Origin of the sequence: Stappia indica, assembly GCF_020177335.1 — a bacterium.
Taxonomy (GTDB): domain Bacteria; phylum Pseudomonadota; class Alphaproteobacteria; order Rhizobiales; family Stappiaceae; genus Stappia; species Stappia indica_B.
Genome location: NZ_JAIVMG010000004.1, coordinates 143,822 through 163,553 on the forward strand (window position 1 = coordinate 143,822; position 19,732 = coordinate 163,553).

The 19,732-nt window shown below is 66.0% G+C and carries 17 protein-coding genes; 1 reads left to right on the top strand and 16 read right to left on the bottom strand.

Annotated features, from left to right (window positions below; translation table 11 throughout):
* The first annotated feature begins 48 nt into the window (after positions 1-48).
* Complete coding sequence (locus LC062_RS07615; protein WP_224910442.1) at positions 49-1,851, top strand: hypothetical protein; 1,803 nt, start codon at positions 49-51, stop codon at positions 1,849-1,851.
* Between the two features lie 107 nt (positions 1,852-1,958).
* On the opposite strand, the gene serA is transcribed toward LC062_RS07615, so the two are convergent.
* The 16 genes from serA to ruvC form a co-directional block, all read right to left on the bottom strand.
* On the bottom strand, positions 1,959-3,545 hold the full coding sequence (serA, locus tag LC062_RS07620) for a phosphoglycerate dehydrogenase (protein WP_224910443.1): 1,587 nt from the start codon (positions 3,543-3,545) through the stop codon (positions 1,959-1,961).
* Between the two features lie 90 nt (positions 3,546-3,635).
* Positions 3,636-4,814: a phosphoserine transaminase gene (locus LC062_RS07625; protein ID WP_224910444.1), complete on the bottom strand. Its 1,179-nt coding sequence runs from the start codon at positions 4,812-4,814 to the stop codon at positions 3,636-3,638.
* 182 nt (positions 4,815-4,996) lie between these two features.
* Positions 4,997-5,785, bottom strand: coding sequence for an outer membrane protein (locus tag LC062_RS07630; RefSeq protein WP_224910445.1), 789 nt, complete (start codon positions 5,783-5,785; stop codon positions 4,997-4,999).
* A gap of 322 nt (positions 5,786-6,107) precedes the next feature.
* Positions 6,108-7,454 (bottom strand): phosphoglucosamine mutase, encoded by a 1,347-nt coding sequence (gene glmM / locus LC062_RS07635; RefSeq protein ID WP_224910446.1) that lies wholly within the window; start codon positions 7,452-7,454, stop codon positions 6,108-6,110.
* Between the two features lie 236 nt (positions 7,455-7,690).
* Positions 7,691-9,619, bottom strand: a complete 1,929-nt coding sequence (gene ftsH, locus LC062_RS07640) for an ATP-dependent zinc metalloprotease FtsH (protein WP_224910447.1) — start codon at positions 9,617-9,619, stop codon at positions 7,691-7,693.
* 128 nt (positions 9,620-9,747) lie between these two features.
* A complete protein-coding gene (gene tilS, locus LC062_RS07645) occupies positions 9,748-11,109 on the bottom strand; it encodes a tRNA lysidine(34) synthetase TilS (protein WP_224910448.1) in 1,362 nt (453 codons plus the stop codon).
* Entirely contained in the window at positions 11,096-12,055 is a 960-nt protein-coding gene (ybgF, locus tag LC062_RS07650) for a tol-pal system protein YbgF (RefSeq protein WP_224910449.1), read from the bottom strand. Before ybgF ends, tilS begins: the two co-directional genes overlap by 14 nt.
* Before the next feature lie 182 nt (positions 12,056-12,237).
* The gene (gene pal, locus LC062_RS07655) at positions 12,238-12,723 is read right to left on the bottom strand and encodes a peptidoglycan-associated lipoprotein Pal (protein WP_224910450.1); all 486 of its coding nucleotides are present in this window, start codon (positions 12,721-12,723) and stop codon (positions 12,238-12,240) included.
* A 210-nt stretch (positions 12,724-12,933) separates the two neighbouring features.
* On the bottom strand, positions 12,934-14,283 hold the full coding sequence (tolB, locus tag LC062_RS07660) for a Tol-Pal system beta propeller repeat protein TolB (RefSeq protein WP_224910451.1): 1,350 nt from the start codon (positions 14,281-14,283) through the stop codon (positions 12,934-12,936).
* Between the two features lie 160 nt (positions 14,284-14,443).
* Positions 14,444-15,424 carry a TonB C-terminal domain-containing protein gene (locus LC062_RS07665; protein WP_224910452.1) on the bottom strand — a complete coding sequence of 327 codons (981 nt, stop codon included), beginning with the start codon at positions 15,422-15,424 and terminating at the stop codon, positions 14,444-14,446.
* 218 nt (positions 15,425-15,642) lie between these two features.
* Entirely contained in the window at positions 15,643-16,089 is a 447-nt protein-coding gene (tolR, locus tag LC062_RS07670) for a protein TolR (RefSeq protein ID WP_224910453.1), read from the bottom strand.
* A gap of 6 nt (positions 16,090-16,095) precedes the next feature.
* Positions 16,096-16,758 carry a protein TolQ gene (tolQ, locus tag LC062_RS07675; RefSeq protein WP_404829694.1) on the bottom strand — a complete coding sequence of 221 codons (663 nt, stop codon included), beginning with the start codon at positions 16,756-16,758 and terminating at the stop codon, positions 16,096-16,098.
* A gap of 238 nt (positions 16,759-16,996) precedes the next feature.
* Positions 16,997-17,479 carry a tol-pal system-associated acyl-CoA thioesterase gene (gene ybgC / locus LC062_RS07680; RefSeq protein ID WP_224910455.1) on the bottom strand — a complete coding sequence of 161 codons (483 nt, stop codon included), beginning with the start codon at positions 17,477-17,479 and terminating at the stop codon, positions 16,997-16,999.
* A complete protein-coding gene (gene ruvB / locus LC062_RS07685; protein ID WP_263625530.1) occupies positions 17,466-18,530 on the bottom strand; it encodes a Holliday junction branch migration DNA helicase RuvB in 1,065 nt (354 codons plus the stop codon). Before ruvB ends, ybgC begins: the two co-directional genes overlap by 14 nt.
* Complete coding sequence (gene ruvA, locus LC062_RS07690; RefSeq protein WP_224910456.1) at positions 18,527-19,141, bottom strand: Holliday junction branch migration protein RuvA; 615 nt, start codon at positions 19,139-19,141, stop codon at positions 18,527-18,529. Before ruvA ends, ruvB begins: the two co-directional genes overlap by 4 nt.
* Positions 19,138-19,659: a crossover junction endodeoxyribonuclease RuvC gene (ruvC, locus tag LC062_RS07695; protein ID WP_224910457.1), complete on the bottom strand. Its 522-nt coding sequence runs from the start codon at positions 19,657-19,659 to the stop codon at positions 19,138-19,140. The genes ruvA and ruvC overlap by 4 nt, the downstream gene beginning before the upstream one ends.
* Between the last annotated feature and the right edge of the window lie 73 nt (positions 19,660-19,732).

The window sequence follows — 19,732 nt, forward strand, 5'->3', positions numbered from 1 at the left end:
GCAACGCCGCGACGACGAGTTGAAAACATGGCAGACTATTATTCGGTTTTGAAGAAAACCGTTGGCGCGCTCCCGCAGAACACGGGCGCGGCACGGCGTGAGATCTATCAACGCGCCCGAAAAGCCATCGTCGCCCAGTTGAAGGCATACGATCCACCGCTCTCGCCCTCCGAGATCACCACGGAGCAATTGCGGCTGGAAGAGGCGATCCGCAAGATCGAAGCCGAGGCCGCGCGCGCAACGCTCGGCGTCGGTGCGGCGCCCGTATCGCCCACGCCGCCCCGTCCCGCCCCCGCAGCGGCGGCCCCTGCCGCCCCCGCCCCGAAAGAGCCGACCCCGGCTGCTCCGCCGCCTCCGCCCACACGGGCGGAACCGGCACCGGCCGCGAGCCCGACCGTCGAATCGCCGACGGTCGCCCCACCTGCGACCCCAACGCCCGACGATCCGTCCCATCGTGTGTTCAAGGATGCGATTGACGATGCCAGGAAGCTGGGCAATGCCGCCGATCAGGCAAGCCGGACCGCACGCGGCGCCTTGAGCAGCGGCCCGGAGGAGCCGGTCCGCCGCGAACCCACCATGGGACCCGCGGCACCGGTATCCGAAGCACGCGCCCCCGAAGCACGGGCATCTGAAGCACGGGCATCCGAAGCAGCGGCACCCGCTGGGCCGTCTTCCGCGCCCCCCGGCACCAGGCCGACAGCGCCAGAAAAGCCCGCCGAGAAAAAGGCAAGCCTCCGCCGTGCGAAGCGAGGCAGCTCCCCCCTGCCGGGGGACATACATCCACTGCCGCCCGCCGCCCCGTCCCACCTTCCGATGATTGTTGGTGTCGGCGGCGCCCTGCTTGTGCTGATCGGTATCGGTGCGATCGGCTATTCCCAGCGCGACACCATCGCCGCGATGTTTGACGGCGGAAACGAGCCGGCTGCCGTTACGCAGACCGAGACGCCGCAGGCGCCCGACCCCACCCTACCGACCGAAGCTGCTCGTCCGACCGAGCCGGCCTCGAAAAAGAATAGCGCGCGCCTCCTCGACAATGGCGAGACCTCTGTCGCTCCGGACGCCCGAACCGTCACCACCACCCGGATCCGCCCCAGCGAACCGGCGGCAACGGCGACAGATCCGGCCCAGCCCGCGCCCGCGACCACGCCTGCCGAGCCCCCGCGCCAGGTGACGCCCGCCGCCACGCCGGACACGACCACGGCCGGAACGCCAGACGGCGGCCAGGATGTGGCCAGCACCACGCCGCCGGCCGCCGTCACACCGCCGCCCGCGACCACGGCTCCAGCAGCGACCACCGGCTCCCCGGCGGTTGCCCAGCGCGCCATCCTCTATGAGGAAGGCGCGGAAGCCGGCAGCGCCGGACAGGCATCGGCCGGCAATGCGGTTTGGCGGGTCGAGGAAGAAACCATCGACGGGCGCAAGGAAACCGTCCTGCGCATGCGGGTCGAAGTGCCTGAGCGCAACATCGCCGCCGACCTGACGCTCAAGCCGAATCGCGACGCGGCCCTGCCCGCCAGCCACCTGCTGGAAGTGCGCTTCGAGTTGCCGGACAACTTCGCCGGCCAGGGCGTTGGCCAGGTGCCCGGACTGGTGATGAAGACCACCGAGGAAGCCCGGGGCGATGCCTTGATCGGCGCGTCGGTGAAGGTCAGCGACGATCTCTTCTGGGTCGCGCTATCGAACCTTCCCGACGAGCAGGAGCGCAACCTGACACTCTTGCGCGATCGCGGCTGGATCGACATTCCGATGCTCTACGAGAATGGCAAGCGCGCCATCCTCACCCTGGAAAAGGGCACGCCCGGCACCCGCGCGATCGAACAAGCGACCGATGCCTGGGGGAAGGCCGGCTGACGCCGGACTGGTTCACCTGAGATTTTGCGAACGAAAAACGGCCGATGCGCAAGCACCGGCCGTTTTTGTTGAAGCGGGGATCCGGGAAGGACTTGCCCCCTTACGGATCAGAACTGCAGCGGTTTGACCTGCTTCACATGGGCCAGTGCCTCGATCCGGTCAATCACCTCGTCCCCGACCGCGCCATCGACCTCGACCAGACAGATCGCATCTTCGCCCGGCGCGGTGCGGCCAAGGTTGAAGGTGGCGATGTTGACCCCGGCCTCGCCAAGGACGGTGCCGAGATACCCGATGAAGCCCGGCTTGTCCTCATTGGTCACATAGAGCATGTGCGCGCCGAGTTCGGCCTCCATGTTGATGCCCTTGACCTGGATGATGCGCGGCTTGCCATCGGCGAACACCGTGCCGGCAACCGAGCGCTCCTGCCGCTCGGTCTTGACCGTCAGGCGGATATAGGTCTCATAGGCCCCCTGCCGGGGCCGCTTGACCTCCTCAACGGAAATTCCGCGCTCGCGTGCCATCACCGGCGCCGACACCATGTTGACCGTCTGCAGCAATGGCTGCAGCACCCCGGTCAGCGCGGCGGCTGTGAGCGCGCGCGTGTTCATCTCCGCCACATCGCCCTCGTATTCGAGGCGGATGCCGGTGAGGCCGGATTCGGTCAGCTGGCCGGCGAAGGAGCCAAGCTGTTCCGCCAGCTTGACGAACGGCGTCAGCCGGGGCGCTTCCTCTGCGGTGATCGACGGCATGTTGAGCGCATTGGACACCGCCCCGTTGACCAGATAGTCGGACATCTGTTCGGCCACCTGCAGCGCGACGTTTTCCTGCGCCTCATTGGTGGAGGCGCCCAGATGCGGCGTGCAAACCAGGTTCGGCGCGCCGAACAGCACGTTCTCGCGGGCCGGCTCTTCGATGAACACGTCAACCCCGGCACCGCCGACCTTGCCGCTGTCGAGCCCGGCGCGCAGCGCCGCCTCGTCGACCAGCCCGCCACGGGCACAGTTGATCAGCATCACCCCGTCGCGCATCTTGTCGATGGCCGCCGCATCGATGATGTTGCGGGTCTTGTCGGTCAGCGGCGTGTGCAGGGATATGACGTCCGCGCGCGCGAACAGCGTGTCGAGATCGACCTTCTCGACGCCGAGATCCAGCGCCCGCTCCGGCGACAGGAAGGGATCGAAGGCGATCACCCGCATCTTCAGGCCGATCGCCCGTTCCGCAACGATCGAGCCGATGTTGCCACAGCCGATCAGGCCAAGGGTCTTTGAGGTGATCTCCACACCCATGAACTTCGACTTTTCCCATTTGCCGGCCTGGGTCGAGGCATCGGCCGCCGCAATCTTGCGGGCGACGGCGAACATCATCGCAATGGCATGTTCCGCCGTGGTGATGGAGTTGCCGAAGGGCGTGTTCATGACGATCACACCGCGGGCGCTGGCCGCAGCAATATCGACATTGTCGACGCCGATGCCGGCCCGGCCGACCACCCTCAGCCGGTTCGCCGCCGCGATCACCTTTTCCGTGACCTTGGTCGCCGAGCGGATCGCCAGCCCGTCATACTGGTCGATCACCGCCAGCAGCTTGTCCTTGTCCTTGCCAAGATCCGGCAAGTAGTCGACCTCGACACCGCGCGACTTGAAAACATCGACGGCAGCGGCGGAAAGCTTATCTGAAATCAAGACCTTGGGGGCCATCTGAAACACTCCGAATGGGGGATGCGCGTCGCCAGGCGCCGGGGAAATCCCCCGACGCTGGCTGTCTACGGCAAAAACTGGAGAGGCGGCTCAGGCCGCCTGATCGAGCGTGCCAAGCTGCCGGGCAAACGCCCATTCCAGCCACGGCAACAGCGCCGCCACGTCGGCGGTCTCCACCGTTGCCCCGCACCAGATGCGGAAACCGCTCGGTGCATCGCGATAGGCACCGATGTCATAGGCGACACCAGCCGCGTCGAGCGCGGCCACCATGGCCTTGGCAAACGCTGCCTGCTCCGCCGGCGCAAGCGCGGCAACCCGGGGATCGACGATCCGCAGACACACGGAGGTGTTGGAGCGGGTTGCCGGATCGACGGCAAGGAAATCGACCCAATCGGTGCGGGCCACCCAGTCGGCGATGGCGCCGGAGCTGGCATCGGCGCGGGCGATCAACGCCTTGAGGCCGCCGATCTCTTCGGCCCATTTCAGCGCATCAATGTAATCCTCGACGCACAGCATGGACGGGGTGTTGATGGTCTCGCCCTTGAAGATACCCTCGTTCAGCTTGCCGCCCTTGGTCATGCGGAACAGCTTGGGCATCGGCCAGGGCGGGGAGTAGCTTTCCAGACGCGCCACCGCACGCGGGCTGAGGATGAGAACGCCATGGGCGCCCTCGCCTCCCAACGCCTTCTGCCAGGAGAAGGTGACCACGTCGAGCTTGGCGAAATCGAGATCCTGGGCGAAGGCGGCCGAGGTCGCATCGCAAATGGTCAGCCCCTCGCGATCCGCAGGGATCCAGTCGCCATTGGCCACCCGCACGCCGGAGGTGGTGCCATTCCAGGTGAACACCACGTCGCGGCTGAAATCGACCGCAGCGAGATCGGGCAGCTGGCCGTAGTCCGCCTCCAGCACGCGGGTGTCCTCAAGCTTCAGCTGCTTGAGCACATCGGTGACCCAGCCCGAGCCGAAGCTTTCCCAGGCGAGCAGATCGACGCCGCGCGGGCCGAGCAGCGACCACAGGGCCATTTCCATGGCACCAGTGTCGGAAGCAGGCACGATGCCGATGCGGTAATCGGCGGGGACTTTCAGAATGTCGCGGGTCCGGTCGATCGCTTCGGCAAGGCACTGCTTGCCGATCTTCGCGCGATGCGAGCGGCCGAGCGGCGCATTGGCGAGAGCCTCAAGGCCCCACCCCGGGCGCTTGGCACAAGGACCTGAAGAAAAACGGGGATTCTCCGGCCGCACGGCCGGTTCATTCAACACTGCACTCATTGGCTATCCTTCCAGATAGGTGCCCCTCGGTGGGGAGGGGTGGCCCACCTATCCGCATAACGGAGCCCATCGAGGAAGGCAAGCGCCGCTGACGGGCGTAGCGCCCCCCGCGACGCTCTGTCGCCAACGGCAAAAGGCCGGGCACCAGGCCCGGCCTCTTCAAATCATCGTTCGATCCGCGATCAGTATTTGGTGATGATCGGATCGGAGATATAGCTCGGCCCAGAATCGAAGGTATACCGCACACCGACCCGGAATTCATGCGCGGCCAGATCCTCGTAGCGGATCTTGCGGGTCACGCCACCAGTGGTGAAGCTGGAGGAATAACCATTGCCGATGTTGAGATAGCGATACCCCGCATCCAGCGACCAGTTCGGCGTCATCGCATAGGAGGCACCGGCCATCAGCGCCCAGGAGAAGTTCCAGGTGCTGTCGCCCGGATAGGTGCCGGTCGCGCCATTCGGATTCTGGAACTTGATGTTTCGGGTTGTCACGTAAGACGTACCAATACCACCACCCACATAGGGGGTGAAACCACGCCAGGTGCCGATGTCGATGTAGCCGTTGACCAGCATGGTCCAGACGTCGATATCCGCAGTTTCCCGCGAGTAGCTGGCCGTACCGCCGATGCCGCAAGTGCCACAGGGCGCGTTGGCCTTGACGCTGGCGGGAAACTCGTAGTCGAGCGTCACATCGGCGCGCAGGTAGTCGCTGAACCGGTAACCGGCACCGATGCCGACAACGCCCGTGTTGTTCATATCCTCGTTGACGAAGTCAAGCGCACCATAACTCACGCTCGGATTCTGATAGATCTTGTAGCCGATATCCCCGCGCAGGTACCAGTTGCCCGCGACGACGGGCACTTGGGGAACATGCTCGATCACCGGAATCGGCATATCTGCGGCAGAGACGGCTGACGAGACGATCATCGCGACGCCAGCCAGGGAAAATCTCTTCAAATGGCTGCTCATGTCTCGGTCCTCGTGAAAAGCGTCCGAGCTACATCCCTCGCCGGCCGCATACGTGAAACACGAGACAAGATTTGTCGAAAATACTTAAGGTTGCCTTAACCGTAAAACTTAACCGCGTTTTTTTACCTTAATGAAATGTAAACGTCACAAGTCTCCTTGCGATATGCAAACGGATACAGCAGGCGAATGAACGCCGCCGGCTGGCAGGACCACCTCCCCACGCCGGCGAGCCGTGCGGCAGTACGACTGGCGGGGCGACAACGAAAAAGGCGAGACCCGAGCGAGCCTCGCCTTCCGAAGACAGCTGCCAGAAACGAAAGGCTCAGGCGGCGGCGTGCGCCACCGCATCGGCGATGCGCTGGACGACGCCGCTCAGCACCATCTCGTTGTCCGCCTCGCCCATCACCCGGATCAGCGGCTCTGTGCCCGACGGGCGGATCAGCAGCCGGCCATGATCGCCCAGCTCCCTGCGGCCGTCCTCGATCGCCGCCTGTACCCTGGGATCGTCAAGCGGCGTCGCGCCGGCATAGCGGACATTCTTGAGGATCTGCGGCACCGGCTCGAAGCGGCGGCAGACCTCGGACACCGGACGGTTGAGCTTGACCACACAGGCCAGCACCTGCAGCGCCGCGACGAGGCCATCGCCGGTGGTGGCGAAATCCGACAGCACGATATGGCCGGACTGCTCGCCGCCGACGTTGAAGCCATGCTGGCGCATATGCTCCACCACATAGCGGTCGCCCACCTTGGTACGTGCCAGCTCCAGCCCCAGGCCGGCAAGATAGCGCTCAAGGCCGAGATTCGACATCACCGTCGCCACGATGCCGGAGGCGGACAGGCGCCCGTCCTCCTGCCAGGACTGGGCAACCACGGCCATCAGCTGGTCGCCGTCGACCACCTGACCGTTCTCGTCGACGATGATCACCCGGTCCGCGTCGCCATCCAGAGCAATGCCGATATCGGCCCGTACCTCATGCACCTTGGCGCAGAGCGCCTTTGTGTCCGTCGAGCCGCATCCCCGATTGATGTTGTAGCCATCCGGCTCCACGCCGATGGCGATCACATCGGCGCCCAGTTCCCACAACACCTCCGGCGCCACCTTGTAGGCCGCGCCATTGGCGCAATCGACGACGATGCGCAGGCCCGCAAGGCTCATTTCCCGCGACAGGGTGCGCTTGGCGAACTCGATATAGCGGTCACGCATGCCGTCGATGCGCTTGGCCCGACCGAGCTCGGAGGGACCAACCAGGCGGGTGGACAGATCCTGTTCCAGCAGGGCCTCGATCTCGCGCTCCACATCGTCCGACAGCTTGTAACCGTCCGGGCCAAAGAACTTGATGCCATTGTCCTGAAACGGATTGTGCGAGGCGGAGATCATCACCCCGAGATCAGCCCTCACCGAGCGGGTCAGCATGGCCACCGCCGGGGTCGGCATCGGACCGAGCACCAAGACATCCATGCCAACGGCGGTGAAGCCGGCCACCAGCGCGTTCTCGATCATGTAACCGGACAGCCTTGTGTCCTTGCCGATCACGACCCGGTGCCGGTGATTGCCGGTGCGGAACGACAGCCCGGCCGCCATGCCCACCTTGAGCGCGATGTCCGGTGTCATCGGCACCTGATTGGCCGTGCCACGAATGCCGTCCGTGCCGAAATACTTGCGTGTCATCTTTTAAACCTATTGCCTGTGAGGCGTCATTCCGCCTGCCCGCGCTGGCGCGCAGCGATTGCCGCACCCCCCGGCCTGGAAAACAGGCCGGTCTGGAAAACAGGAATGACCATCATTTATCACCAAGGTGAGGCAAGACCGTTCAAAAATTGTTTTCATGCGTAACGAAAGGAAAAGGCCCGGAGGACGGATCCACCGGGCCTGGAACGTTTTCGCCTTGGCGCTGGCTGAGCCGGTCAGCCCTGCGGCTGCGGCTCCATGCCGCCGCTCGCCGCATCGCCGGGACCGCCGCGCTTGACGCCTGTGGTCGGCACCGCGGAAGAGCGGCCCACGGGCTGATCATCGTCGGTATCACGCACCGGCGGCTTGCCGTTGAGCAGATCCTTGATCTCGTCACCCGACAGGGTTTCGTACTCCAACAGCCCGTTGGCGATGATGTGCAACTGGTCCTCATGCTCGCTCAAGACCCGCTTTGCCGTCTCATAGCCGGCATTGACGAAGGACTTGATCTCCGCATCGACGATCTTCTGCGTATCCTCGGAGACATTCTGGTTCTTGGCCACCGAATGGCCGAGGAACACCTCTTCCTGATTCTCGCCGTAGAGCAGCGGACCGAGCTTGTCGGACATGCCGAACTGGGTCGCCATCGCCCGCGCCAGCTTGGTCGCCATCTGGATGTCGCCCGAAGCACCGGAGGTGACCTTCTCGTAGCCGAAGATCATTTCCTCGGCGACGCGCCCGCCCATGGCAACGGAGAGGTCCGCCTTGCACTTGGCCCGAGTCAGGGACACCTGATCCTTTTCCGGCAGACGCATCACCATGCCCAGCGCACGGCCGCGCGGGATGATCGTCGCCTTGTGGATCGGGTCGGAGGCCGGCATGTGCAGCGCCACCAGTGCATGGCCCGCCTCGTGATAGGCGGTGAGCTTCTTTTCCTCTTCGGTCATGACCAGGGTCCGGCGTTCGGCCCCCATCATCACCTTGTCCTTGGCATCCTCGAACTCTGCCATGGTGACGAGCCGCTTGCCGCGCCGCGCCGCCAGCAGCGCCGCCTCGTTGACAAGGTTCATCAGATCCGCGCCGGAGAAGCCCGGGGTGCCGCGCGCCAGCGTGCGCACGTTGACATCCGGGGCCAGCGGAACCTTGCGCATATGCACCTTGAGGATCTTCTCCCGGCCGGTGACATCCGGATTGGGCACGACGATCTGGCGGTCGAAACGGCCCGGGCGCAACAGCGCCGGATCGAGCACGTCCGGACGGTTGGTCGCGGCGATGATGATCACGCCCTCGTTCGGCTCGAAACCGTCCATCTCGACGAGCAACTGGTTCAGCGTCTGCTCGCGCTCGTCATTGCCGCCGCCAAGGCCGGCGCCGCGATGACGGCCAACCGCGTCGATCTCGTCGATGAAGATGATGCAAGGAGCGTTCTTCTTGGCCTGCTCGAACATGTCGCGCACCCGGCTGGCGCCGACACCGACGAACATTTCCACGAAGTCCGAACCGGAGATGGTGAAGAACGGCACATTGGCCTCGCCGGCGACCGCGCGGGCGGTCAGCGTCTTACCGGTGCCCGGAGGGCCGACCAGCAAGACGCCGCGCGGGATCCGCCCGCCGAGACGCTGGAACTTCTGCGGATCACGCAGGAATTCCACGATCTCCTGCAGATCTTCCTTGGCCTCGTCGATACCGGCGACATCCTCGAAGGTGACCCGGCCATGAGCCTCGGTCAGGAGCTTGGCCTTGGACTTGCCGAACCCCATCGCCTTGCCGCCGGAGCCCTGCATCTGCCGCATGACGAAGATCCAGATCCCGAGAATGATCAGCATCGGGAACCAGGAAATCAGCGCGCCGATCAGCGAGAAGTTTTCCGAAGGCGGACGGGCGGTGATGCGCACGCCCTTGGACCGCAGCAACTCGATGTACTGCCCGGCCGATTCCGGCGCATAGGACTGGAACGTCCCGCCGCTGGAGTATTTGCCGGTGACCTGCTGGCCCTGGATCGTGACCTCCTGGACATCCCCCTGCTCCGCTTGGTTCAGGAACTGGGAAAAGGGAATATCGTTGGTCGCCGCGCGCTGTCCCGGGTTCTGGAAGAGCTGGAACAGGGCGATCAGCAGGAGGCCGATGATGACCCAAAGGGCGAAATTACGAAAATTGGCGTTCATTGCGATCCCTTCGCCGCTGGCCCGCGGCGGTCTGCGCTGATGACGTGAGCTTGCCTTGCAAGATAGGTCTCGCGGGCGGCACTGCCAAGGTGGAGTGCGACAATCGCACCAAAGCTTTTCCTATTTTCTTAAATCCGGGGAGAATGCAGCGAATTTAAGGAGTTTTTCGGCCGGTCCGGTCGCGCGAAGCGGACCAGCGGGCGCAGATCCAACCCTTGAGGCGGCAAATGAGCGGACAGGCCGGGACAATATGGCGCATCCGTCGCCCCTTCGACATCGTCTTTCCCCACGCGCTCGGCGCAAAAATCCACCACCGGCGCCGTGTCGAACGCCGCGCGTGGCCAACCTTCCGGCCAGGTCATCTGCGCCCGGACCTCGGGGACCTCGGCGAGCGCACGAACGCGCAATACCCCCGCGCCGGTCCCGGTGACCGCGAAACGCCCGTCCCAGATGAAGCTGCAAGGACGGGCCTCGACCCGCTCAGCGACACCATCCCGGCCGTGCTCGCGCCAGATGAAGAGCCGGCCCTCCTGCCGGCGCAGCACGGCACCGGCCAGGGTTGCCTGCACCTGCTCCGCCCCGCCGAGCGTCTCCACCAGCCGCGCCAACCGCTCCAGCCGCGGTGGGTAGGCCGCTCCGGTCACCTGCAGCAAGACGGTGGCCACCAAGCGCAACAAGACCTCCTGCGGCAGCTCCGCCAGCGGAGCGAGGTCAAGACAGACCACGCCCGCCGGATGAACCGTGCCGGCGGTGGCAAGCACCATTGCCACCCAATGATCGAGCGCCTCGGCCGCACCGGACAGCCGCCCCGCCGTCGCGGCAAGCCGACGCGGCGACAGCCCTTCGCCGGCGAGTTGCGGCATCAGGGCGCGCATCCGCACCCGGGCATAGGCGTTGCTGGCGTTGGAGGGGTCCTCATGCCAGGCGATCCCGGCCTGGCGCAGGCTCGCCGTCAGCCGCGCCTTGCCGATCTCAAGCAAGGGACGCAGCACGGTCACCCCTTGCCAGGAGCTGGAGGGCCGCATGGCGGACAGGCCATAGACCCCGCTGCCGCGCGCCAGCCGCAACAGGAAGGTTTCCGCCTGATCGTTGAGATGATGGGCAAGCACAAGCGCGTCGCCGTCGATATCGCGCAAGCCCGCGCAAAGAAGATCCCGCCGCGCCGCCCGCGCCGCCGCTTGCCGGTTGGCCGAGGGCTTGGCACCCGTCCAGCTCAGCACCCGCGCCGGCAGACCGAACCGGGCGGCCACCGCAACCACATGCGCGGTTTCGTTGCGCGCCTCGGGCCGAAGCCGATGATCCACCGTGAAGACATGAATGTCCGGGCCGTCGGCCAGCGCCGCGCGCCAGCGGGCCACCAGGACAAGAAGAGCAAGGGAATCGCTGCCGCCCGACACCGCCAGCGCGATGCGCCGATACCCTGTCAGCGGCTGAAAAAGTCTGCCGGCCTCGTCCGCATCGACAGGCCGGGCTGCATCAGGCGCAGCCACCGGCCTGCTTCTGGGCCTGGGCTTCGGCGCGAATCGCGCTCGGCGCACCCGGGTATTTCGACAAGAGTTCGGAGAAGGTGGCGCAGGCCGCTTCGCCCTGGCCAAGCCCCTTCAGCGACAGGCCGAGCTTGAGCAGACTGTCGGTGACCTTGGTGCCGTCCGGATAGTCGGTGTAGCTCTTCAGGAACGCATCGGCGGCGGCGCGATACTGCTTGCGCGCAAAATGGCTCTCGCCAAGCCAGAACTGGGCATTTGCCGCCAGCGGATCGTTCGGGTGCGCCTCAAGAAACCGTTCGAACCCGCCCTGGGCACCCGCATAATCCCCCGACAGGATCATCGAATAGGAGGCATCGTAGTCGGAGCGCGGATCGCCGCCGGAAACCGCCGCAACCTGCCCGGCCGATGTCCCGAAACCTTCGCCGGGCGCAACCGCACCACCGCCGGTGGCCTCACCGCCGCCCGCGGCCACGCCGCCGCCCTGGCCGCGCGCCAATGCGGAGAGATCGAGCGGACCGCCCGCCGGGGCGTCCCCGTAGCCGCCGGCAGCGCCATAGGCGCCATCGCCGGAGCCGACATCGGCGGGAAGCTGGCCGAGCGTTCCGCTGGCCGCGCCATAGCTTTCGCTGCCGACCCCGCCGGGGAGGCTTGATGCCCCCCCTGCCGATCCGGCATCCGAACGTTTGCCGGTGCCGCCTTCCAGTTGCTGCAGGCGATACTCATTGTCCTCCTGCATCCGGCGGATCTGTTCTTCCAGTTGCCGGATCTGGAAATTGAGCTGCTCGATCTGACCGGTCAGGGATCGCATCTGATCCTCGACCTGGCTCAGCCGGACCGTGGTCTCGCCGTCGTCGCGGGAGCCGAACAATTGCGCATTGGCCGGAGCCGGCATGGCCGCCAGCATCCAGGCCATCAGCATTGCCCCCGCGCATTTCCTCAGTGCCGTCATGCATATCCTCCAGGGTTGCAAGCACATCCCGCCACCGCCGGGCAACGGTCGGACGGGCATTGGATAGCACAGAGCGCTTTGACTTCGGCCAAATTTTGACTGTGGGGCCTGGCCCGCGCGCACAAAAAAACCGGCGGTCGGGACCGCCGGCTTCATGCCGATTTCGCTTGGGCAACGAGAGCTTAGCTGCCGGCGTTGTTCAACACCGTGACGGCACGCCGGTTCTGCGACCAGCAGGATTCGTCGTTGCAAACAGCGATCGGCCGTTCCTTGCCATAGGAGACGGTCTTGATCCGGCTGGCGGAAATCCCGCGCGAGACGAGGTAGCTGCGCACCGAATCCGCACGCCGCGCGCCGAGCGCGATGTTGTACTGGCGGGTTCCGCGTTCGTCCGCGTGCCCCTCGATGGTCACCGTGTAGCGGCTGTAGCTGTTCAGCCACTGTGCCTGCTTGTCCAGCGTGGCCCGCGCCTGGGAGGACAGCGACGTCTGGTCATTGGTGAAGAAAACACGGTCGCCGACATTGACGACGAAATCCTGTCCGGTGCCGGGCTGCACATTGCCCGTCAGCCCGTCCGTCTTGGTCTGCGCACAGGCCGCGAGCAGCAATCCGCCCGCCAACACCGCGGCAATGCGCACGTTGCGTGCGTGCTTGCCCATCTGCATCATGAATATCCTGCTCCTGATCCCCACCGGCCCCGACAGGGTAAACGCTTCTAAAGCGAAACTGGTTAAGCCGGCGTTCATCAACGTGGTTAACGCCTGGTTACCACCACGATGCCGCTAGGGCATCAAATTTCTCGTGGAATGCCACCCCATGTCGCACTCCCGCCGTTTCCGGCCAAGCCCCGATTGCCCGGGGAGCCTAACGCGCCATCCTCACTCCAGCAAGGGTGACCATGCCGGGTCCGAGGCGAAGGCCGGCACCGGCAGCCGCTGCTCGTTGTAGCCGGTCAGGTCGACCGTCCACAGCTGCGGCCCTCCGTTCGGCCCCGGCGTGTCGCGGAAGAACACCAGCACCCGGCCGTTTGGCGCCCAGGCCGGCCCCTCGTTGTGATACCCCTCGGTCAGGATGCGCTCGGCCGATCCGTCCGGGCGCATCACACCGATCATGAACCTGCCCTGATGCATCTTGGTGAAGGCGATCAGATCGCCGCGCGGCGACCAGACCGGCGTCGAATACCGCCCCGGCCCGAAGCTGATGCGCTGCGGGTTGGCACCGTCCGCGCTCATCACATAGAGCTGCTGCGAACCGCCCCGGTCGGATTCGAACACGATCTTCTGCCCGTCCGGCGAATAGGACGGGCTGGTGTCGATCGCCGGCGTATTGGTCAGCCGGGTGGTGCGGCGCGAGCGCAGATCCATCACGAAGATATTGGCATTGCCGCCCTGTTGCAGGCTCATGGCGACCCGCTGCCCGTCGGGCGAGAAACGCGGCGCGAAGGTCATGCCGGGGAAGTTGCCGACCACTTCCTGCTGCCCAGTCTCGATGTTGAGCAGATAGACGCGCGGATCCGCACCGGAATAGGCCATGTAGGTGACCTCCTGACGCGACGGCGAGAAACGCGGGGTCAGCACCAGATCGCCGCCATTGGTCAGATAGCGCACATTGGCCCCATCCTGATCCATGATCGCCAGCCGCTTGACCCGCTTGTTCTTCGGCCCGGTCTCGTCGATGAAGACGATGCGGGTATCGAAGTACCCCTTCTCGCCGGTCAGCCGCTCATAGATCGCGTCGGCGATGATATGCGCCATGCGCCGCCAGTTGTCGGCGCTGGTGTAGAATTGCTGTCCCAGCATCTGCTGGCCGGCGAACACGTCCCACAGGCGGAATTCCGCCCGGATGCGCCCGTCCGGCTGCTTGCTGATCGCGCCGACCACCAACCCTTGCGCGCCGATCGGCCGCCAGGAGGCGAATTGCGGCGGTGCGTTGATGCTCACGGTCTTTTCGATGAACGCGGCCGAATCGAGCGGCCGGAACAGGCCCGAGCGGGCCAGATCCGCCTTGATGACATCGCTGATGTCGCGCGCCATCTTGTCCTCGCCGCCAGTGCCGACAAAATCCGGAATGGCGATCGGCAGCGGCTCGATATTGCCCTGGGTCACGTCGATCTCGACCACCGCATTGGCCGGGGCGGCGAAAAACGGCGCCGCCGCGACGACGAACAGCGCCAGCGCGAGCGCCCGCGCCGCGCCCAGAGCCAGAAGTCGGGGTACCGGTCTCTTCATCAGTCGAAGCTCCCATGTCTCGCCCCGTGCAAGGGGCGATGCGGTTTGACCCGCCGGACCACCTGCCGCGCGCAACATCCGGCGCAAGCGGTTCGGAAACCGGGTTCCTGATCGAATGGCGATCCGAGCGGCCATGGCCAGACCGGATCGGGTCTGAAGCTTATCCACCAAGCAGATCCCTCGGGTCGAAATTGATGATCACCTCCCGCCAGGCGTCGTATTTCGCCGCTGGCAGGGAATACGGGGCACAGCGCAGCACCGCCCGCCGGGCGCTTTCCGCCGCGATGGTGAAGGACGGGTTGCTGCTGGAATTCAGCACCTCGGGCTGCATGTCGACGCCGCCATCGGGACGCAGGTACACCTTCAGCCGCACATTGAGGTCATTCGCCCCGGCCGAACCGGCGGGCGGGTTCCAGCATTGCGAAATCTGACTGCGCAGCGCGTCCAGCTCCGACTGGCTCATGGACACGTTGCTCAAGCCTTTGCGGCTGCCGAGCGAGGCGGGATTTTCCGAGGCGGACGGCGTGCCGCCCCCCGCCGGATCCACCTTGTTCAGGAGGGCCGCGATCTGGTTCGGGTTGAACGCCTTTTTCTTTTTCGTCGCCTTCGGCGGCGGGGTCGGCTTTGAGCGCGGACGCACCGAGGGCACCGGCTTGGGCGCCTCAGCCACCTTCTTCTCCGCCGGTTCCGGTGCCTTTTCCTTCGGCGCCTCGGCAACCGCTTCCTTCGGTGCCGGCGCAGGGGCCGGCTCCGGTGCCTTCACCGGCTCGGCCGGACGCGGCGGGGTGGGCGGTGCCGGTTCGGGCTCCGGCGCGGCAGCGGGTTGCTTGGCCGCCTGCTTCGCCGGCTGTTTCGCAGGGGTCGGCGTCGGTGTCGGCGTTTCGGTCTTGGCCTGCACCGGCGGCGTCTCCGGCTTGACCTCCGGCGTCTTCGGCTTCACCGGCTTGGTCGCCTCGACCTCGCGCACCTCGGCATCCTTTTCGCCGATCCGCAGCTTGGTCAGTTCCGAAATCGGCACCAGATCGACCGGCAGGCTGTCGACCGGCGGCACGTCGAACGGCTTGGCGTTGGGAAACGACACCACGCCCCAAAGCAGCACGGCCAGATGGCCCGCGGTCGATGCGATCAGGCCCACGCGCATGGCTAGAGCCTGTTCTCGTTCGGCAGGACGAACGCTGCCGCGCGCGCGCCACAGGCGCCGCCACGAGCGCCGGCAAGACGCACGGCAGCGCGACCGGTGCGGCCGATGCCGCCCGTCTCATGCCCTGCCCGCTCCGGACTATGCCTTTGCATCCGCTTCATCCTTGCAGCCAGTGCCCATACCGGCACCGGCGGTCCACCACCTGCCTGCGCCGGTGGCTATTTCTCTTCTTCCAGCGTGACGAGGCCGAGCCGCTTGTAGCCGGCGGCGCTGATCCGCCCCATCACCCGCATGATCGTGCCGTAGTCGGCGTTCGCATCGCCGCGCACGAAGATCCGCTCGTCGTATCCGTTCTCGGCGATCGCGGTCAGCTTCGGGATCACCTCGTCGGCGGCGATTTCCGTCTCCTGGATGTAGATCCGCCCGTCGGCGGCCACCGAGATGGTGATCGGCTCGGTCGAACCTTCCATCGGTTTGGCCTGGGTTTCGGGCAGGTCCAGCGGGACCCCGACAGTCAAGAGCGGCGCCGCGACCATGAAGATGATCAGCAACACCAGCATGACGTCGACGAACGGCGTCACGTTGATCTCGCTAAGGGGCTGATGGCGCCGTCTGCGCCGCCGTCCGCCCCCTTCGCGCGCGCCGCCTGCGGCCTGCATACCCATGGCGCTCTAGCCCCTCTCGTCGATCTGCCGCGACAGGATCGCGGAAAACTCGTCGGCAAAGCCTTCCATGCGCGCGGACAGTTTGCCGGCATCGGCGGACAGCTTGTTGTAGGCAATCACCGCCGGAATGGCGGCCAGAAGGCCGAGCGCGGTCGCCAGCAGCGCCTCGGCGATGCCCGGCGCGACCACGGCAAGATTGGTGTTCTTCGACGCGGCAATCGCCTGGAAGCTGGTCATGATGCCCCAGACCGTGCCGAACAGGCCGATGAACGGCGCCGCCGACCCGACCGTCGCCAGCACCAGGAGGCGGGCTTCCAGCCGCTCCGCCTCGCGGGCGATGGTGACATCCATCACCCGGTCGATACGCTGGCGCAGGCTGGCAATCGCCGGCCGCGCACCCTCATGGCTGCGTTTCCATTCGCGCATCGCCGCGATGAACAGCGCCGCCATGGAGTGGTTCGCCCGCCCCGACAGGGTGCGGTACAGCTCCTCCAGCGACTGGCCGGACCAGAACACGGTCTCGAACCGGCTCATCTGCCGCTTGGTGCGCGCATAGAGAAGCCACTTGTCGACGATGATCGCCCAACACCAGACCGAGGCGCCGATCAGACCGACCATGACGATCTTGACCACCAGATGCGCCTGCAGGAACAGGGCGAAGAAAGACATGTCGCCCTGGGGTGCCGCGAGGGTCGTTTGTGCAAGTTCAACGGGATTCATTGATATAAGGACCTCTTGTCCGGGACCGCAGGCCATACCTGCCGGACCGGATACCGGTTGCCCGCTCGGTCGGGTCAATCGCCTGTTCGCTGAGTCACCCGCCTGCATGGCGAGCGATTTTGGCGAAACTGGGACTGTTTCGGCCGAAAACTCACCGCATTAAGGGGGCGTTAGGGTTACTGCAGCGTTAAGACGCGGTCTGCGTGTCATTTTCCAGGAGCGCAATCAGCGCTTCCGGCAGCCGGCGCGGCCGGCCTTCGGCGGAAATCACCGCCACTGTCACCACCGCGCGGAACAGCACCTCATCGCCGCGCCGCACCTCCTGCGACAGGCACAGGCGCGCACCGCGCGCGCTGTCCAGCCGGGTCACCACCTCCAACAGATCGTCGATCCGCGCCGGCGCCAGGAAGTCGATCTCCATCCGGCGAACGGCGAAGGCGAGCGAGCCGCCATGGGCGCCCTGCTGGAGCTCGTGATGATGCACGCCCGCCAGCCGCAGCATGTCCGAGCGGCCGCGCTCAATGAAGCGCAGATAGGTGGCGTGATAGACGACACCGGTGAAATCGGTGTCCTCATAGTAGACCCGCACCGGCAGCACATGGCCACGCGCCTCGCGCCGCCCGGCCAGGTCCGGCCATTTTGCCTCCTGCGGCCGGTCAGTCCGCGTCATGGCCGAACAACCCCGGCTGTGCTGCAGAGGCGCCCCCCGGCACGGCCAAGCCGAGATGGGCGAAGGCCTGCGGTGTCAAAACGCGCCCGCGCGGCGTGCGCTGGATATAGCCCTGCTGGATCAGATAGGGCTCGACGATTTCCTCAATCGCGTCGCGCGGCTCGGACAGGGCGGCGGCGATGGTCTCGATGCCAACCGGCCCGCCGCCGAATTTCAGGGCGATCTGGTTGAGATAGCGCCGGTCGAGCTGATCGAGCCCGGCATTGTCGACCTCAAGCTGGGTCAGCGCCCGGTCGGCGATGGTCGCATCGACCGTTTCCTGACCGGCGACCACGGCGAAATCGCGCACCCGCCGCAACAGCCGCCCGGCGATGCGCGGTGTGCCGCGCGCCCGGCGGGCGATCTCCCGCGCCCCGTCCGGGCTCATGCCGATACCGAGGATCCGCGCGCCCCGGGTGACGATCAGCTCTAGCTCCTCACTGGTGTAGAACTGCAGCCGCACCGGAATGCCGAACCGGTCGCGCAGCGGTGTCGTCAGCAGGCCGATCCGGGTGGTGGCCGCCACCAGCGTGAATTTCGCCAGGTCGATCTTGACCGAGCGCGCCGCCGGCCCCTCGCCGATGATCAGATCGAGCTGGAAATCCTCCATCGCCGGATAGAGCACCTCCTCCACCGCCGGGCTGAGCCGGTGGATCTCGTCGATGAACAGGACGTCGCGCTCTTCCAGATTGGTCAGAAGCGCCGCCAGATCGCCGGCCTTGGCGATCACCGGACCGGAGGTCGCACGGAAATTGACGCCCAGTTCCCGGGCCATGATCTGCGCCAACGTGGTCTTGCCAAGACCCGGAGGCCCGACGAACAACACATGGTCGAGCGCCTCGCCGCGCGCCTTGGCCGCACCGATGAAGATCTTGAGATTGGCGCGGGCCTGCGCCTGCCCGACGAAATCGTCGAGCTGCTGCGGCCGCATGGTCGTATCGATCTCGTCGCCGCGCACGCCCGGCGAAACCAGCCGGTCGCTGTCGTCGATGCGGTCCGTGTCCGCGCTCATGTCGCCAGTTCCTTAAGCCCCAGCCGGATCAGCTTCTCGGCGCTGGCGTCCTCGCCCGCCGATTTCACGGCGGCGGCGACGGCGGCGCTGGCCTGGGGCTGAGCATAGCCGAGGTTGACGAGCGCCGACACCGCATCGCCCACCGCTGTCGGCACCCCGGCCGAGGCGGTCTGCGCCACGGCGACGGTGCCCGCGTCGATGCTGGCATAGGCCGGTGCCTTGTTCTTCAACTCGCCGATGATCCGTTCCGCCACCCGCTTGCCGATGCCCGGCGCGCGGGTGATGGTCGCGGTATCACCGAGCGCGATGGCATTGGCGATCTCCGCCGCGCTGAGCAGCCCCAGTGCCCCGAGCGCCACCTTGGCACCGACGCCCTGCACGGTCATCAGAAGCTGGAACCAGGCCTTCTCCGCCACCGAGGCAAACCCGTAGAGGCGGATCATGTCCTCGCGCACCATGGTCTCGATGAACAGCACCGCCGCCTCGCCCGGGCCGGGCAGGTCGCGCAAGGTGCGCGCGGGACAGTAGACGAGGTAGCAGACGCCGCCCACGTCGAGCAGAACGTGATCCTCGCCGATCTCGTCGACGCGCCCCTTCAGCTTGCCGATCATGAGCCGATCCGCGCGGCGATGCGGGCAGTGGCTGCGGCGGCCCCGCGATGCTGGGCATGGCAGATGGCAATGGCCAGCGCATCGGCCGCATCGTCGGAATTGAACGTCGCCTTCGGCATCAAGACCTTCACCATCATGCGGATCTGCTCCTTTTCGGCATGCCCCGTGCCGACAACGGTCTTTTTCACCAGATTGGGCGCATATTCGGCAACGCTCAAGCCGTTGAGCGCCGGCACCAGCAAGGCGATGCCGCGCGCCTGACCGAGTTTCAAGGTGGCGCCGGCGTCCTTGTTGACGAAGGTCAGCTCCACCGCCGCCTCCTCCGGCTGCTCGCGCTGCAGCACCTCCTGCAATCCGTCATGCAGCTGGCGCAGCCGCTCGGCCAGGCTCAGCTTGCTGTCGGACAGGATCGTGCCGCTGCCGCCGAAGGACAACCGGTTGCCGGTGGCAATGATCAACCCCCAGCCGGTGCGCCGGAGACCTGGATCGATGCCGAGGATACGAATCGCCGCTGTCATGGAACAAAGCGGTAACGCCATTCCAGCCCGATGACCAGCCGGGACCGCCCTCGCAAGACTTCCAGCCGGTTTT

Bases quoted from the DNA above. Each gene is read 5' to 3' on its own strand.
- serA (WP_224910443.1), bottom strand. From the start codon at position 3,545: ATGGCCCCCAAGGTCTTGATTTCAGATAAGCTTTCCGCCGCTGCCGTC.
- LC062_RS07625 (WP_224910444.1), bottom strand. From the start codon at position 4,814: ATGAGTGCAGTGTTGAATGAACCGGCCGTGCGGCCGGAGAATCCCCGT.
- LC062_RS07630 (WP_224910445.1), bottom strand. From the start codon at position 5,785: ATGAGCAGCCATTTGAAGAGATTTTCCCTGGCTGGCGTCGCGATGATC.
- glmM (WP_224910446.1), bottom strand. From the start codon at position 7,454: ATGACACGCAAGTATTTCGGCACGGACGGCATTCGTGGCACGGCCAAT.
- ftsH (WP_224910447.1), bottom strand. From the start codon at position 9,619: ATGAACGCCAATTTTCGTAATTTCGCCCTTTGGGTCATCATCGGCCTC.
- ybgF (WP_224910449.1), bottom strand. From the start codon at position 12,055: ATGACGGCACTGAGGAAATGCGCGGGGGCAATGCTGATGGCCTGGATG.
- pal (WP_224910450.1), bottom strand. From the start codon at position 12,723: ATGATGCAGATGGGCAAGCACGCACGCAACGTGCGCATTGCCGCGGTG.
- tolB (WP_224910451.1), bottom strand. From the start codon at position 14,283: ATGAAGAGACCGGTACCCCGACTTCTGGCTCTGGGCGCGGCGCGGGCG.
- LC062_RS07665 (WP_224910452.1), bottom strand. From the start codon at position 15,424: ATGCGCGTGGGCCTGATCGCATCGACCGCGGGCCATCTGGCCGTGCTG.
- tolR (WP_224910453.1), bottom strand. From the start codon at position 16,089: ATGGGTATGCAGGCCGCAGGCGGCGCGCGCGAAGGGGGCGGACGGCGG.
- tolQ (WP_404829694.1), bottom strand. From the start codon at position 16,758: ATGTCTTTCTTCGCCCTGTTCCTGCAGGCGCATCTGGTGGTCAAGATC.
- ybgC (WP_224910455.1), bottom strand. From the start codon at position 17,479: ATGACGCGGACTGACCGGCCGCAGGAGGCAAAATGGCCGGACCTGGCC.
- ruvB (WP_263625530.1), bottom strand. From the start codon at position 18,530: ATGAGCGCGGACACGGACCGCATCGACGACAGCGACCGGCTGGTTTCG.
- ruvA (WP_224910456.1), bottom strand. From the start codon at position 19,141: ATGATCGGCAAGCTGAAGGGGCGCGTCGACGAGATCGGCGAGGATCAC.
- ruvC (WP_224910457.1), bottom strand. From the start codon at position 19,659: ATGACAGCGGCGATTCGTATCCTCGGCATCGATCCAGGTCTCCGGCGC.